Below are 13,963 nucleotides of genomic sequence, written 5' to 3'. Positions count from 1 at the left end.
CGAGCTGTTGACCTACTCGGCGATCACACTGGGAGCGATAGCTGGAATCGCAGGCGTGCTGATCGGCCTAGTCGTCGACTTGATGAGCGGTGCCCGCGTGGGACACATCGTTGCGCGTGCTTTCGGTGTGGCCTTCACTGCCCCGTTGATGGCTCTCGGGTTTGTCTGGGCAGTCCGTTGGGCGTTCGCGCGGAGTGACCGTCCTGGCGAACCGATGTCAGGTGCCGCCCAGCCTAGCCATCGCGACCTTCTCTATGCTTCCCCGATCGGGCTCATGCTCGCGCTGTTCTTCGTCCTTGTGTAGCGTCCGCGGCTCGCGTCACAGACTTGGACTCGCGTCGACGAGCGCCCGCGCACCGGTGCGCCCCCGGCTGGCGGGATTCGACGTCTTCTGCCGGCCTGCGCCGGGAGGCCGAAGCGACTTTGGGTGTGCCCATGCAGCGATCCCGCCCCCGACCCACGCGGCTGAGCGGCGACGCCCCGACTTTGGTCGGACGTCCCCAGCGACCTGTGCGGGAGCCGTCGGCCGCAGCCGCGCCCCTACCCTGACGCCATGCCCACCGTGACGGCGCCCCTCGCCGCCCTCGCTCCCGCCGCCCCGGTCGCCCCGGGTGTGCGGGGCGCGCGTGCGGGTCGGCGCCGTGAGGTGTGGGGCACCACGTGGCGGCTGCTGGTCTCGGTGCTGCTCGGTGGTGTGCTGTTCGTGGCGATGGCGGTCGTGCCGCCGCGGCCGGCCGGGTGGTCGGTGGCGGTCGACGTGGTGCTCGGGCTGGCCGTGATCGGGTTGCTGCCGTGGCGTCGGCGGTGGCCGTTCGCGGTGGCGATCGTGGCGGCTGTCGCGTCGGGGTTCTCCGCACTGGGCGTGGGGGCTGTGGGGATCATCGTCATCTCGCACGCGACGCATCGGCGGTGGCGGCAGCTGCTCGTGGTGGCTGCCGTGTGGGTGGCGGCGGGGGCGGTGCAGGGGAGCACGCCGCCGGCGTCGACGGTGGTGAGCATGGGGTTCACGGCCCTGGGCGACCTGCTGATCTTCGCGTTGTGCGTGGCGGTCGGGGCGTACATCGGAGGGCGTCGGGAGCTGGTGGCGTCGTTGCGGGCGCAGGTGGAGGCCGCGAACCGGGAACGGCTCGGGCTCGAGGATCGCGCGCGGCTGACGGAGCGGTCGCGGATCGCGCGCGAGATGCACGACGTGCTCGCGCACCGCATCTCGCTGGTGGCGATGCACGCCGGCGCCCTGGCGTACCGGACGGACCTGACGCGGGAGGAGACCGCGGAGGCCGCGACCGTGGTGAGGGACAACGCGCACCGGGCGTTGACCGAGCTGCGGGAGGTGCTGGGGGTGCTGCGCGACCCGGAGGGCGGGCTCGAGCCGGACCGACCGCAGCCGACGCTGTGCGACCTGCGAGAGCTGCTCGCGGAGTTCCGTGCCACGGGTGCGCGGCTCGAGGTGGAGGACGGTGTCGGTGAACGGGCCGTGGAGCTGCCCGCGCCGGTGGGGCGCAACGCCTACCGGATCGTGCAGGAGGCGCTGACCAACGTGCGCAAGCACGCACCCGGTCGGCCCGCGGTGCTGCGGCTCACCGGTGCGCCGGGGGACCGGCTCGTCCTCGAGATCAGCAACCCGCTGCCCGTCACCGACCTGGTCGACGGGGTGCGGGACGCCGCCACCGCCGTGCCCGGTGCGGGGATGGGGCTCACCGGACTCGTCGAACGCGCGCGGCTGGCGGGGGGTGAGCTCACCTACGGGCACCGGCCAGGTCACCTGTTCGTCGTGAGAGCCTGGCTGCCGTGGCAGAGCTGAACCCCGGGCCGACCCCCGAACCGACCCGGACCGTGCGTGTGGTGCTGGCCGACGACGACACCCTGGTCCGCACGGGTCTGCGGCTCATCCTCGGCGGCGACCGCAGCATCGAGATCGTCGGCGAAGCCGGTGACGGGCTCGAAGCCACCGAGATGGTGCTGCGGCTGCGCCCCGACGTCGTCCTCATGGACATCCGGATGCCCCGCCGCGACGGCCTGGCCGCACTCGAGGCGATCCGTGCGGCGACCAGCGACGTCAAGGTCGTCGTGCTGACCACGTTCGACACCGACGACCTGGTGCTCACCGCGCTGCGCCGCGGCGCCGCCGGGTTTCTGCTCAAGGACACCGCCCCCGCCGACCTGGTCGCGGCCGTGCACCTTGCCGCCGAGGGTCGCTCCACGCTGTCGCCGTCCGTCACCGACCAGCTCGTCGCGGCCGTGGCCCGCCAACCCGACGACACCCGCCGGCAGGACGCCCGCCGCCGCCTGGCCGGCCTGACCGCACGCGAGCACGACGTCGCCCTGGCCGTCGGGCGCGGCCTCAGCAACGCCGAGATCGCCGCCGAGCTGTTCATGGGCGTCGCCACCGTCAAGACCCACATCGGGCGGCTGTTCGACAAGCTCGGCACCGAGAACCGCGTGCAGATCGCCATCTGCGTCCACGACGCCGAGGTCGCGGGCTGACTGGTACGTCGACGGACACAGCCGGACGCCCGCCCCCGTCGGCACAGGGGCGGGCGTCCAAGTGGTGCGGGTGCGGCTCCGGGTCAGCTGATCGCGAGCGTGTAGGTGCCGCTCGTGCCGGTGGCCCCGGAGTAGTAGAGGACGCGGGCGTAGTAGGTCGCGCTCGCGGATCCGCTGTTGGTGTAGGTGACGGTGTCGACCTGGCCGGCGCCCAGGGTGCTGGTGGCCACGCGGGTGCCGGACGAGTTGTACAGGTACAGGTCGTAGTCGGCCGTCGAGACGCCCGGGGTGAGCTTCACGGTGAGCGTCGCGCCGGCGGGCACGGGCACCGAGACGTAGTCGGTGTCGCTGCTGGAGCCGATCGTGCCGGTGAACGTCGACGGGCGGGTGGCCGGGTCGGCGGTGGCGCGGGAGTTGTTCGACTCGGACTCGGCGATGGTGCCGACCGGGGTGGTCGGCGTCGGGGTCGGGGTGGGTGTGGTGCCACCGACGGCGGCGGCCACGGCGGTGGCGGCGTCGAGCATGCCCGCGCCGCAGCTGGAGCAGGTGGCCACGAACGGCTGGGCGCTCGACTTGATGAGCGACTCCACCTGGTCGGGTGTGAGCGAGGGCTTCGCGGCGATCATCAGCGCGGCCACGGCGGCCACGTGCGGGGTGGCCATCGAGGTGCCCTGGTAGAACGCGTACGAGTCGGAGCCCGGGGTGGTGGTGCCGGAGTTGAGGGTCGACAGGATGCCGTTGGCGCTGCCGCCCGAGGTGTCCCCGCCGGGGGCCGCGATGTCGACGAGCGCACCGTAGTTGGAGTAGTACGCGCGCGCACCGGTCGGGCCGTAGGCGGCGACGGCGATCACGCCGGAGCAGTTGGCGGGGCTGGAGCCGGACACGTTGACGTTGGAGTTGCCGGCGGCGACCACGACCACGGCGCCGTTGGCGCGGGCGGCGGTGATGGCGTTCTGGCTGGTCGTGTCGCACGTGCCGGAGCCGCCGAGCGACAGGTTCAGCACGCGCGCCGGGTTGGCGTTGGCGGGCACGCCGCTGACGGTGCCGCCCGACGCCCACACCATGGCGTCGGCGATGTCCGAGGTGTAGCCGCCGCAGCGACCCAGCACACGCACGGGCACGACCTTCGCCGCGGGGGCGATGCCGGCCACACCTGCCCCGTTGCCGGTGACCGCGGCGATGGTGCCGGCCACGTGCGTGCCGTGCCAGCTCGAGTTCGTGGCGGTCCAGCCGCTCTCGCACTGGTTGGTGGTGGTCCAGTCGCCGGGGTCGGACGCGTCGGAGTCACGGCCGTTGCCGTCGTTGGAGACCGTCGTGTCGGAGATCAGGTCGTAGCCGCCGACGATGTTCGCGGCGACGTCGGCGTGCGGGCGGTAACCGGTGTCGATGACGGCCACGTTGACGCCGGCACCGCGGGTGGTGTCCCACGCGGTGAGGACGTCGAGGCCGACGGCGGTGGTCTTCAGGTCCCACTGCTCAGACCAGCGCGTGTCGTCGGGTGCGGCGGCGAGCGGCTGCATGAGCCGGTCCGGCTCGGCGTACTCGACGGTCGGGTCGGTGGCGACCTGCGCGGCGATCGCCTCGACGTCGGCGACTGTCAGGGGAGTGCCCAGCGACCAGACCTGGGCGCCCTGCACGGTGTCGCGCACGTGCTCGGCCTCCGCACCGTACGGCGCGGCGGCCTTCTCGATGCGGTCGCCGCGTGCGGCCTGCGTGGTGGCGCCCGGGGTCGCCCCGGGTCCCTGGGCCCGGTACTTGACGATGAGCCGGTCGGTGCTGCCGAGGTCGGCTGCGGGTGCTGTGTCGGCTGCGGGTGCGGCCGCCGTGGGTGTCGTGCCGGCGGCGAGCGCGACGCTCGTGGTGGTGGAGGCGAGCACGAGTCCGACGGCGAGGGCCGCCGCGGCACGTGCACGGGTGGGGAGGGTCATCGGTTCCTGCCTCGGGCTCGGGTGCGGTGGATGGGCGGAGCGTGGTGGTCGACACGGTAAAGGTGCTGGTGACGATGGTCAATGGCGAAATGACAATCCACGCCGGTCAGGTGACCGGCCGCCGTGCGCACGGGTGAATCTGTCCCCCCGCTGGGTACGGGAGCGCTCCCGGCCTCAGGATCGGGTCATGGAGGTCGACTTAGCGGGTGTGCACCGACGGTGGGCCGGATATCTCGCGGGCGCCACCCTCAGCGTGGCGCTGTGGTCCGTCGCGCCCAGCGGGCTGCCCAAGGACGTCATGTTCGTCGTTGTCGGCCTCGTCGGCGTCGCCGCGGCCTTCGTCGGGATCCGCCTCAACAAGCCCCCGCGCCGCGCCCCCTGGTACCTGCTGGCCGCCGGCCAGCTCATCTTCGTCTCCGGTGACGTCGTCTACACCTGGTACCTCGACCTGCTGCACGTCGAGCCCTACCCCTCACCCGCCGACGCCCTCTACCTGCTCGCCTACCCCGTGCTCGCCGCCGGGCTCCTGCTGTTCGTCCGTGCCCGCCGCGCCGAACGAGACCTCGCGACCCTCGTCGACTCCTCGATCCTCGCCGTGGCCGTCGGCACCGTCGGGTGGGTGCTGATCAGCGACGCCGTCGCCGCCGCCGGTACCCCCGCCGAACAAGCCCTCGCGCTGGCCTACCCGGCCGGTGACCTCGTGCTGCTCGCCACACTCGTGCGGCTCGCCTCCGGGCCAGGTGCCCGGTCCGTGTCCTACCGGCTGCTCATGGCGTCGATGTCCGCGCTGTTCGCCGCCGACGTGTGCTTCACGTTCCTCGGCGAGGAGGTCGCCGGCGGCGGCACCTGGTTCGACCTGCTCTTCCTCGCCTCCTACGTGCTGCTCGGCGCCGCAGCCCTGCACCCCTCCATGCGCGGGCTCTGCGAACCCGCCGCCACCGAACGGCGGTTCTCCCGGCGCCGCATGATCGGCCTGTCCCTGGCCGTGCTCGTCGCCCCCGCGCTGGAGGCCCTCGAGCTGCTCGGGGGAGTGCCCGTCGACGGATGGCAGGTCAAGGTGGCCAACCTGCTCCTCGTCGGGCTGGCCCTCATCCGGCTCTACCTGGCCGTGCTCGAGGCCCGTGCCGAGGCCGGCCGCCGCGTGCAGGTGCAGGACGACCTGGCCCACCAGGCCGCGCACGACGCCCTCACCGGGATCGCCAACCGGGCCGCCGTGCTCGACGAGACCGCCGCCGCCCTCGACCGCGCCCACACCACCGGGCACGACGTCGGACTGCTGCTGGTCAGCCTCGACCACTTCCGCGCCGTCAACGACCGGTACGGGCGCGGCACCGGCGACGCCGTGCTCCGCACCATCGCCCGGCGCATCAGGCGCACCGCCCGGCCGGGCGACCTCGTCGGACGTGTCGGCGGCGACGAGCTCGCACTGCTCGTCCAGCAGCCCGGGTCACCCGACGAGCTCGCCGGGCTCGGCGCGCGCATCCTGGAGATCGTCCAGCTGCCCGTCATGGTCGGCGACCGCGAGATCCACGTCACCGCCAGCGTCGGGGTCACCAGCTCACGTCGCGGCGACGCCGACGCCGAGCACCTGCTGCAGGAGGCCGAGGCGGCCGTCACGCAGGCCCGGGGCGAAGGGCGAGGGCGCGTCGCGGAGTTCGACGAGGCGCTGCGCTGCGAGATGCGCGACCGTGCCGAGCTCGAGTCGGCCATCCGCGACGGCCTCGCCACCGGCGAGTTCATGCTCCACTACCAACCGGTCGTCGACGTCGCCAGCGGCGCCGTCACCGGGTATGAAGCCCTCGCCCGCTGGGAACGGCCCGGCCACGGACTGGTCTCACCGGCCGGGTTCGTCCCCGTCGCCGAGCAGTCGAGCCTGGTGTGCGAGCTCGGCCGGTGGGCGCTGCGCACCGCCCTCGCCCAGGCCGCCACGTGGCGGCTCGACCGCCCCGCCGGCGAACCCGAGCTGACCGTCGCCGTGAACATCTCCGGTCGGCACCTGGTCACCCGCACCATCGTCGACGAGGTCGAGGCCGCACTGGCCGTCACCGGGATGCCCGCCCGGCTGCTCACCGTCGAGATCACCGAGACCGTGCTCGTCGACCACCCCTCCGCGCGCGCCCAGATGGCAGCCCTCCGGGCGATCGGCGTGGGCGTCAGCATCGACGACTTCGGCACCGGCTACACCTCCATCGGCCAGCTGCAGCACCTGCCCGCCACCGCGCTCAAGATCGACCGCAGCCTCGTGTCCTCCGGCGACACCGGCGCCCGCGAGCTGGTCGCCCTCGTCGCGCAGGCCGCCCACGCGTTCGGGATGAGCGTGGTCGCCGAAGGCGTCGAGACCGCCGACCAGCTGGCCGCCGTGCGCCACGCCGGGTGCGACCACGTGCAGGGCTACCTCCTGGCCCGGCCAGCCCCCGCCGACCAGCTGACCGTCGTCGCGGTCCGCTGAACGCGGACTCAGTCGTCGTCCTGCGACCGCTGGTCCTCCGACCGTTCCTCGACGGACTGCACCGGCACCCCCGCCTCGCACCGGACCTCCACCTTCGACTCGGCGCCCTCGCGGGAGAACGTCACCTCGACGTGCTCCGGCCCCGACGAACCCACCTCGACGCCCCAGCCGTCCGACGGGGTCGCGTACAGCAGGCCGGCCGCCGCCCCGGCGCACGTCGCCGCGACGGTGCCACCCGTGACGCTCCAGGACCGCACCGCCGGGTCGACCGCGGCGGGCTGCGTCGGGTCCGAGGGGCTCGCGGGCGTCGGGACCGCTGACGCGCTCGGGGCGGGGTCCGGTCCCGCGCTCAGGCTCGGGGTCGGGCTCGCGCTCGGGGTGGTGGTGGCGGTCGCCGTCGCAGCGGCGCGCGCGTCAGCCAGCTCGGCGGTGACGTCGGACGCGCTCAGCACCCCCGTGCGCGGGGAGTCCGCGTCGACCGCGGCCACCGCACGCCACGCGACGAGCACCGCGACGGTGGCCGCCACCGCCCACAGGGCGACGGCGAGCACCGTGCGGCGGCCCACCCGCGCCCGCGACGCAGAGGGCCCAGCGTCACGCCCGGGCTCGCTCACCGGACCATCGTGACGCACCCACCGGCGCCCAGGGTTAAGGCACCGACAACGCGCCGACAAGGTCCGCCCCGGCGCGCTCCCGCGGGGGCGGTCGTGCAGACCCATGCCCTACCGTCACGGGTGTGGCCGACGTGCTCATCATCGAGGACGACGCGACGATCCGGACCGCGCTCGTGCGCGCCCTCGCCGCGCGCTCCCACTCGACCATGACCGCACCCGACGCCATGACCGGCCTGCAGAGCCTGCTCGCGCACCGGCCCGACGTGGTGCTGCTCGACCTGGGCCTGCCCGACCTCGACGGGGCCGCGCTGCTCGCCATGATCCGGGCCGTCAGCGACGTCCCCGTGATCGTGGTCAGCGCCCGCGACGAGGGCGAGGGCATCGTCGCGCTGCTGGACGCCGGGGCCGACGACTACCTGGTCAAGCCCTACGCACCCGACCAGCTCGAGGCCCGCATCCGCGCCGTGCTGCGCCGCACCGAGACCGCTCGCACCCCCAGCGAGGTCACGGTCGGCGGGCTCGTGGTCGACGGGCGCACCCGCGAGGCGCACCTCGACGGCACACCGCTCGTGCTCAGCCCCAAGGAGTTCGACCTGCTGCTGTACCTGGCCGAACGCGCCGGGGACGTCATCAGCAAGCGCGAGCTGCTGTCGCACGTGTGGAACCAGCCCTACGGCGGTGCCGACAAGACCGTCGACGTGCACCTGCACTGGCTGCGACGCAAGCTCGGCGAGACCGCCGAGCACCCCGTCTACCTGCACCGCGTGCGCGGGGTGGGCGTCAAGCTGCAGCCGCCCGCATGAGACGCCTGCTGGTCCGGTACGGGTTGGCGATGGCCTCCGTGGTGCTCGTCGCGTTCCTGGTGCCGCTCGGCCTGCTCGCGCGCTCGCTCGCCGAGGAACGTGCGCTCGCCGCCGCCCGGCAGGACGCCCAGACGGTCGCCGCGTTCGCCGGCGGAGCCACCCAGGACAAAGCGCTGCTGCAGGCCGCCCTGCTCACCGCGAACGACGGGCACCGGTCCACCACGGTGTTCCTGCCCGACGGCGAGGTCGTCGGGGCGCAGGCCGCCCGCACCGACTCGGTCGAGCTCGCCGCCCTGGGTCGGGCGTTCACCGCCCGCACCGCCGACGGCGCCGAGGTGCTGCTGCCCGTCGGCGGCACCGACGGTGTGGCCGTCGTGCGCACCGCCGTGCCGCAGGCCGAGCTCACCGAAGGCGTCGCCCGGTCGTGGACGGTCCTCGCGGTCGTCGGCGTGGTGCTCCTGGGCGGCACCGCACTCGTCGGCGACCGGATCGCCGCCCGGCTCGCCCGGTCCGTGCAGGACCTGGCATCCGTCGCCGACCGGCTCGGTGCCGGTGACCTGACCGCCCGCGTCGAACCGTCCGGACCGGCCGAGGTCGCGTCCGTCGGACGGGTGCTCAACGGGCTCGGCGAACGGGTCGTCGGGCTGCTGGCCGACGAACGCGAGCTCGTCGCCGACCTCTCCCACCGGGTGCGCACACCGATCACCGCACTGCGCCTGGACGTCGAGACGCTCGACGACCCCGACGAGCGCCGACGGATGACCCGCCACGTCGACGACCTGGTCGACGCCGTCGACACCGTGATCCGCACCGCCCGCGACACCCGCCCCGCCGTACCGCCCCGCTGCGACGCCGGCGAGGTCGTCCGAGAACGCGCACGGTTCTGGGGGGTGCTCGCCGCCCACGCGTCCCGCGAGCTGCACGTCGACCTGCCGTCCGGCCCCGCACCCGTGGGCGTCACCGCCGTCGACCTGGGTGCTGCGCTCGACGTGCTCGTCGACAACGTGTTCCGGCACACGCCCCAGGGCACGCCCTTCGCCATCACCGTCACGGCCGCCGGGCCCACCGTGACGCTCACCGTCGCCGACGACGGACCCGGGCTCGCCGACACCGACGTGCCCCGCGGCACCAGCGGCAGCGGATCGACCGGCCTCGGCCTGGACGTGGCGCGGCGCACCGCCGAACGCGCCGGCGGCACCTTCCGGGTCGACAGCCGCGCAGGCACAGGCACCCGGCTGACGTTCGAGCTGCCCGCCCGGCCTTAACCGAGCGTTAGCGGGGCGTTGGCGCCCCCCTCACCCCGGCCCGGCGACGGTGGGGTCATCGGCGCAGACGCGTCGAGCACCCCACCGAGGAGCCGACCATGAGCTGGAAGAGCCGAACAGTCCTTGCCTCCGCCGCCGCGCTGGTGGTCGTCGGCTCGGGCGTCGCCGCGTTCGCCGCGACCTCGTCGCCGTCGACCCCGGAGCCGACCCCGGCCGTCACCGGGCAGGCGAACCCCGCCCCCGCACCGGCACCCGAGACCGAGCAGCTCGCCCGGTCGCTGCAGGACCTGCTGGCCGAGGTCGACGGGCTGGAGGCGCAGGTGGCCGCGACCGCGCCGACCGCAGCCGCCGCATCGGCAGGGACGACCTCAGGCCGTGCCCCCGCCACGGACCGCGGCTCGACGGGGGGCGGCACCTCGTCGGCTGCCGTCCCGGCCGCGCACCCCGCCGACGACCACGGAGACGACGGCGCGGAGCCGGGTGACGGCCACGGGGACGACGCGTTCGAGCCGTTCGACGACCACGGGGACGACGGTGCTGAGCCCGGCGACGACCACGGCGACGACGACGCATCCGAGGTCGGCGACGACCACGGTGGCGAGGACGGGACCGATGACTGACCCGGACGCCGGCCGCCGCGGGCTGGTGGCGCTGGCCCTGGTCCCGGTCACCGCGGCGGTGCTCGGGGGCACGATCACCTGGGCGCAGGCCCACGACCCTGCCGCCACGGGCGACGTCGCGCCGGTCGTGGCCGCCGCACCCGTCGCAGCCCCCGCAGCCCCTGCACCCGACGTGGCGCCCGCGGTCGCTGCCGGACCCACGCTGGAGGAGATCGCCGCGCAGATCACGGCCGCGCAGGCTCGCGTGCAGCAGCTGCGGGACACCCTCGCGCAGCAGGCCGCGGCCGCACCGCAGCCGGTCGCGCCGGTCCCCGCGGACGCCGCGCCCGTGCCCTCTGCGCCCGCGCCGGCTGCGCCCGCGCCGGCGCCCGCCGCGCCTGCCGCCGCCCCGCCCGTGCCCGCCCCACCGCCTGTCGACACCACGACGAGGGCATCCGGATGAGCGCCGTCGACACCGCCCTGACCGTGGACCGCACGTTCTCGTCGATGGCCAGCACCGTCCGGCTGCGCGTCGTGCAGCCGACCCCGACAGCGGGCGTCCAGCTCGACCAGGCCGAGCGGGTCGTGCAGGCCGTCGCCACGCACTGCACCCGGTACGAACCCACCAGCGCGTTGTCCCGCGCGAACCTCGCACCCGACGCGTGGCACGCGGTGCCGACCGAGCTGGCCTCGGCGATCGACGCCGCCGCCCAGGCCCACCGGGCCACCGGCGGGCTGTTCGACCCGCGTGTGCTGCGCACCCTGCAGGCCTGGGGCGACGACGGCACGCTGCCCTTCGTCGACGACGTCCCCCGCCCCGCCGTGGGCTCCAGCCCGACGGTCGCGCTGCTGCGCCCCGGTGCGAGCGACCTGTCATGGGTCGGCACCCGGTGGGTACCCCAGGTCGTGATCCGCGACGGTCAGGCGTTCGTGCACCTCGGCGGTCACCCGGTCGACCTCGGTGGCATCGGCAAGGGCCTGGCCGTGCGGTGGGCGTCCGACGCGCTCGCCGGTGCCGGTCGCGGGCACCTCGTCGACGCCGGAGGTGACCTGGCGCTCGCCGGCACCGGACCCGACGGCCGCGCCTGGCACGTCGGAGTCGAGGACCCCCTCGGGGGCGACGAGCCCGTGCTCGTGCTCGCCCTGCCGCACCCGGAACCCGGCGCGCCCGGGTCGCCCGTCGGGACGGCGTGCGCGACGTCCTCCACCCGCCGCCGACGCTGGACGGTCGACGGCGCACCCGTGCACCACCTCGTCGATCCCCGCACCGCCCGCCCGGGAGGCGAGGGCATCGCGTCCGTCACGGTCGTCAGCCCCGACCCGGCGTGGGCCGAGGTGTGGAGCAAGGTCCTGTTCCTGAGCGGCGCGGCCCACGTGCGCGCCCAGGCCGAGGACCGCGGCCTCGCCGCCGCCTGGGTGCTGACCGACGGCACCGTGGGCACGTCGTCCGGGCTGGACCCGGTCGTCCTGTGGCGGTGCGGCCGTGCGTGACCGCGTGCTCCGGGCGATCCTGCTCGTCGCCGCGGTCGTGTCCCTCGGGGCGGTCGGCCGGCTCGTGCTCGACACCGCCACCGGGGAGGCCGGCACGTGGGTGCTCGGGCGGGCCGGTGGGGTCGCGTCGTACGTGCTGCTGCTCGCCCTGGTCGTCACCGGGCTGCTGCAGGCCCACCCGTGGGCGCGCGGCCTGCGGCACCCGTCACCGTCGGCGCGGCTGGCCGTGCACGTGTCGCTGGCCACGTTCACCCTCGCGTTCACCACCCTGCACGTCGTGGTGCTCGCGCTCGACCCGTGGGCGCACGTCGGATGGGCCGGCGCACTGCTGCCGATGGCCTCCGGGTACCGGCCGGTGGCCGTGACGCTCGGGCTGCTCGGCCTGTGGTCCGGCCTGCTCACCGGCGTCACCGCACGCCTGGCCGGGCGGTTCGCCGCGCGCATCTGGTGGCCGGTGCACAAGGTCGCCGCGGGGTCGTTCGTGCTGGTGTGGGCGCACAGCGTGCTCGCCGGCTCGGACGTCTCCGCCCTGCGGGTGCTCTACGCGTCCACCGGGCTGGGGGTGCTGGCGCTCGCGGTCACGCGGTACGGCGCCCGCACGTCGACCGACCGGGTCCGCGAGCTCGTCGGTGAGCTGCGCACGTCGGGGGGGCTCCGATGAGCGCCGCGGCCTCCTGGTCGGTGCGCGAGGTCCTGCCCCCGGCGACGGCGACGGCGCCGGCGCCAGCACCGGCGTCCGCGCAGGCGGGGCAGCCCGACAGGCGCCTGCTGCTCACCGGCACGACGACGCTCACGCCGCTCGGCCCCGCCGACGCCGCGCCGGGTCGGTCGCCCGCACCGACCGAGGACCTCGCCGCGCACCGCGACCGGATCGGACCCCGACCCGTCGGCGACCCGACCCTGCTGGACGTCGTCGCCCGCGCCGGGCTCACCGGGCACGGCGGCGGCCACGTACCCGCCGCCGCCAAGTGGCGCCGGGTGCTGCGGACCACCGGGCCGCTGACCGTCGTCGCCAACGGCGCCGAGAGCGAACCCGTCAGCGGCAAGGACGGCACCCTGCTGCGCCAACGCCCGCACCTGGTGCTCGACGGGCTCGCGGTGCTCGCCGAAGCCCTCGGGGCCGACCGTGCGGTGCTCTGGCTGCACGGCGACGACGACGGCGCCCGCCGGGCCGCGCTGCACGCCCTCGAGGAGCGGCACCGCCACGGGACGGACAGCCTCCAGGTCGAGGTCGTCAGCGGCCCGCACCACTACCTGGCGGGTGAGGGCAGCGCCATCACGCAGGCGCTCGCGGGCGGTCCGGCGCTGCCGACGGCCCGTCGACCCGTGCCCGACCCGCACGCCCCACGGACCCTGGTGCACAACGTCGAGACGCTCGCACGCCTGGCGCTGCTGGCCCGTGGGCTGCCCGACCCGACGACCGTGCTGCTCACCGTGGTCACCCCGACCGGTCGGCACGTGCACGAGGCCCGGCGCACCGACACCGTCGCCGACGTGCTTGCCCGCACCGGGTGGACGGTCGACACGCCACCGCAGGCCGTGCTGCTCGGCGGGTACGGCGGGCAGTGGGCCACGTGGCAGCAGGTCTGCGACGTCACCGTGCACGAACCCGCGCTGCGGGCCGTCGGCCTGGGCCTCGGTGCGGGCGTGGTCGTCCCGCTGGCGGCCGGGGCGTGCGGCATCGCGCAGACGGCGCAGCTGGCCGAGTACCTGGCCGCGATGAGCGCCCGCCAGTGCGGGCCGTGCCTGTTCGGCCTGCCCTCGCTGGCCCGCACCCTGGGTGCGCTCGTCGCCGGCAAGCCACCGGCCGACACCCTCGCCCGGCTGCGCGCCCTGCTGACCGCCGTCGAGGGGCGCGGGGCCTGCCACCACCCCGACGGCGTCACCCGGCTCGTCGCCTCCGCCGTGCAGGTGTTCGGGCCTGATCTCGCCGAGCACGCCGCCGGGGCGCCCTGCCTGGGCTCCGGCCGGCCCGGCTTCGGTGTGCCACCCGCCGCGCACGGTGCGGAGGTGCGCCCATGAGCGGCACCCGACGCGTCGGCACCCCGGCCGGTGCCGCCCTGCCCGGGCCCGCCGACGGGACCGGCCGGGGTGCCGACGAGCGCCTGCATGTCGACCCGGTGGCGTGCGACGGCATCGGCATGTGCGCCCGGCTGACCGCCGCCGTCCGTCTCGACGAGTGGGGGTACCCGGTCGTCGGCCCGTTGCGCCCCGACCAGGTCGCGTCCGCCGGCCGGGCCGTGCGTGCATGCCCGCGCAAGGCGCTCTGGATCGAGCACGGGGGCACCGTCGCAGGTGGCGGCTGACGGTGCCCCGGGCACGACCCGGAT

13 protein-coding genes are annotated in these 13,963 nt (G+C 75.2%); 11 read left to right on the top strand and 2 right to left on the bottom strand.

The genetic code is table 11. The annotated features are described in order from the left end of the window. Nucleotides 1–553 precede the first annotated feature (553 nt). Nucleotides 554–1,801: a sensor histidine kinase gene (locus ACTHAM_RS00535; RefSeq protein WP_440683675.1), complete on the top strand. Its 1,248-nt coding sequence runs from the start codon at nucleotides 554–556 to the stop codon at nucleotides 1,799–1,801. Continuing rightward, on the top strand, nucleotides 1,789–2,484 hold the full coding sequence (locus ACTHAM_RS00530; RefSeq protein ID WP_440683674.1) for a response regulator: 696 nt from the start codon (nucleotides 1,789–1,791) through the stop codon (nucleotides 2,482–2,484). The genes ACTHAM_RS00535 and ACTHAM_RS00530 overlap by 13 nt, the downstream gene beginning before the upstream one ends. An 83-nt stretch (nucleotides 2,485–2,567) precedes the next feature. On the opposite strand, the gene ACTHAM_RS00525 is transcribed toward ACTHAM_RS00530, so the two are convergent. Next, nucleotides 2,568–4,412 (bottom strand): S8 family peptidase, encoded by a 1,845-nt coding sequence (locus ACTHAM_RS00525; RefSeq protein ID WP_440683672.1) that lies wholly within the window; start codon nucleotides 4,410–4,412, stop codon nucleotides 2,568–2,570. 187 nt (nucleotides 4,413–4,599) lie between these two features. Between ACTHAM_RS00525 and ACTHAM_RS00520 the strand changes: the two genes are divergently transcribed. Further along, complete coding sequence (locus ACTHAM_RS00520; protein WP_440683670.1) at nucleotides 4,600–6,861, top strand: putative bifunctional diguanylate cyclase/phosphodiesterase; 2,262 nt, start codon at nucleotides 4,600–4,602, stop codon at nucleotides 6,859–6,861. Between the two features lie 8 nt (nucleotides 6,862–6,869). On the opposite strand, the gene ACTHAM_RS00515 is transcribed toward ACTHAM_RS00520, so the two are convergent. Next, nucleotides 6,870–7,475, bottom strand: a complete 606-nt coding sequence (locus ACTHAM_RS00515; RefSeq protein WP_440683668.1) for a hypothetical protein — start codon at nucleotides 7,473–7,475, stop codon at nucleotides 6,870–6,872. Between the two features lie 122 nt (nucleotides 7,476–7,597). Between ACTHAM_RS00515 and ACTHAM_RS00510 the strand changes: the two genes are divergently transcribed. The 8 genes from ACTHAM_RS00510 (at nucleotide 7,598) to ACTHAM_RS00475 (ending at nucleotide 13,939) form a co-directional block, all read left to right on the top strand. Next, nucleotides 7,598–8,278: a response regulator transcription factor gene (locus tag ACTHAM_RS00510; RefSeq protein WP_440683666.1), complete on the top strand. Its 681-nt coding sequence runs from the start codon at nucleotides 7,598–7,600 to the stop codon at nucleotides 8,276–8,278. After that, nucleotides 8,275–9,543 carry an ATP-binding protein gene (locus ACTHAM_RS00505; protein WP_440683664.1) on the top strand — a complete coding sequence of 423 codons (1,269 nt, stop codon included), beginning with the start codon at nucleotides 8,275–8,277 and terminating at the stop codon, nucleotides 9,541–9,543. Before ACTHAM_RS00510 ends, ACTHAM_RS00505 begins: the two co-directional genes overlap by 4 nt. A 98-nt stretch (nucleotides 9,544–9,641) precedes the next feature. Further along, entirely contained in the window at nucleotides 9,642–10,163 is a 522-nt protein-coding gene (locus tag ACTHAM_RS00500; RefSeq protein WP_440683662.1) for a hypothetical protein, read from the top strand. Next, nucleotides 10,156–10,605 carry a hypothetical protein gene (locus ACTHAM_RS00495; protein WP_440683660.1) on the top strand — a complete coding sequence of 150 codons (450 nt, stop codon included), beginning with the start codon at nucleotides 10,156–10,158 and terminating at the stop codon, nucleotides 10,603–10,605. The genes ACTHAM_RS00500 and ACTHAM_RS00495 overlap by 8 nt, the downstream gene beginning before the upstream one ends. Continuing rightward, entirely contained in the window at nucleotides 10,602–11,633 is a 1,032-nt protein-coding gene (locus ACTHAM_RS00490; protein WP_440683659.1) for an FAD:protein FMN transferase, read from the top strand. Before ACTHAM_RS00495 ends, ACTHAM_RS00490 begins: the two co-directional genes overlap by 4 nt. Further along, nucleotides 11,626–12,294 (top strand): hypothetical protein, encoded by a 669-nt coding sequence (locus ACTHAM_RS00485; protein ID WP_440683657.1) that lies wholly within the window; start codon nucleotides 11,626–11,628, stop codon nucleotides 12,292–12,294. Before ACTHAM_RS00490 ends, ACTHAM_RS00485 begins: the two co-directional genes overlap by 8 nt. Then, entirely contained in the window at nucleotides 12,291–13,655 is a 1,365-nt protein-coding gene (locus ACTHAM_RS00480) for an NADH-ubiquinone oxidoreductase-F iron-sulfur binding region domain-containing protein (protein ID WP_440683655.1), read from the top strand. Before ACTHAM_RS00485 ends, ACTHAM_RS00480 begins: the two co-directional genes overlap by 4 nt. After that, the gene (locus ACTHAM_RS00475) at nucleotides 13,652–13,939 is read left to right on the top strand and encodes a ferredoxin (RefSeq protein WP_440683653.1); all 288 of its coding nucleotides are present in this window, start codon (nucleotides 13,652–13,654) and stop codon (nucleotides 13,937–13,939) included. Before ACTHAM_RS00480 ends, ACTHAM_RS00475 begins: the two co-directional genes overlap by 4 nt. Nucleotides 13,940–13,963 lie beyond the last annotated feature (24 nt).

It is taken from the genome of Cellulomonas soli (assembly GCF_052036975.1).
GTDB lineage: Bacteria > Actinomycetota > Actinomycetes > Actinomycetales > Cellulomonadaceae > Cellulomonas > Cellulomonas soli_A.
The sequence above is the reverse complement of the archived record's forward strand: the minus strand, read 5'-3'. Positions and strand labels throughout refer to the sequence as shown.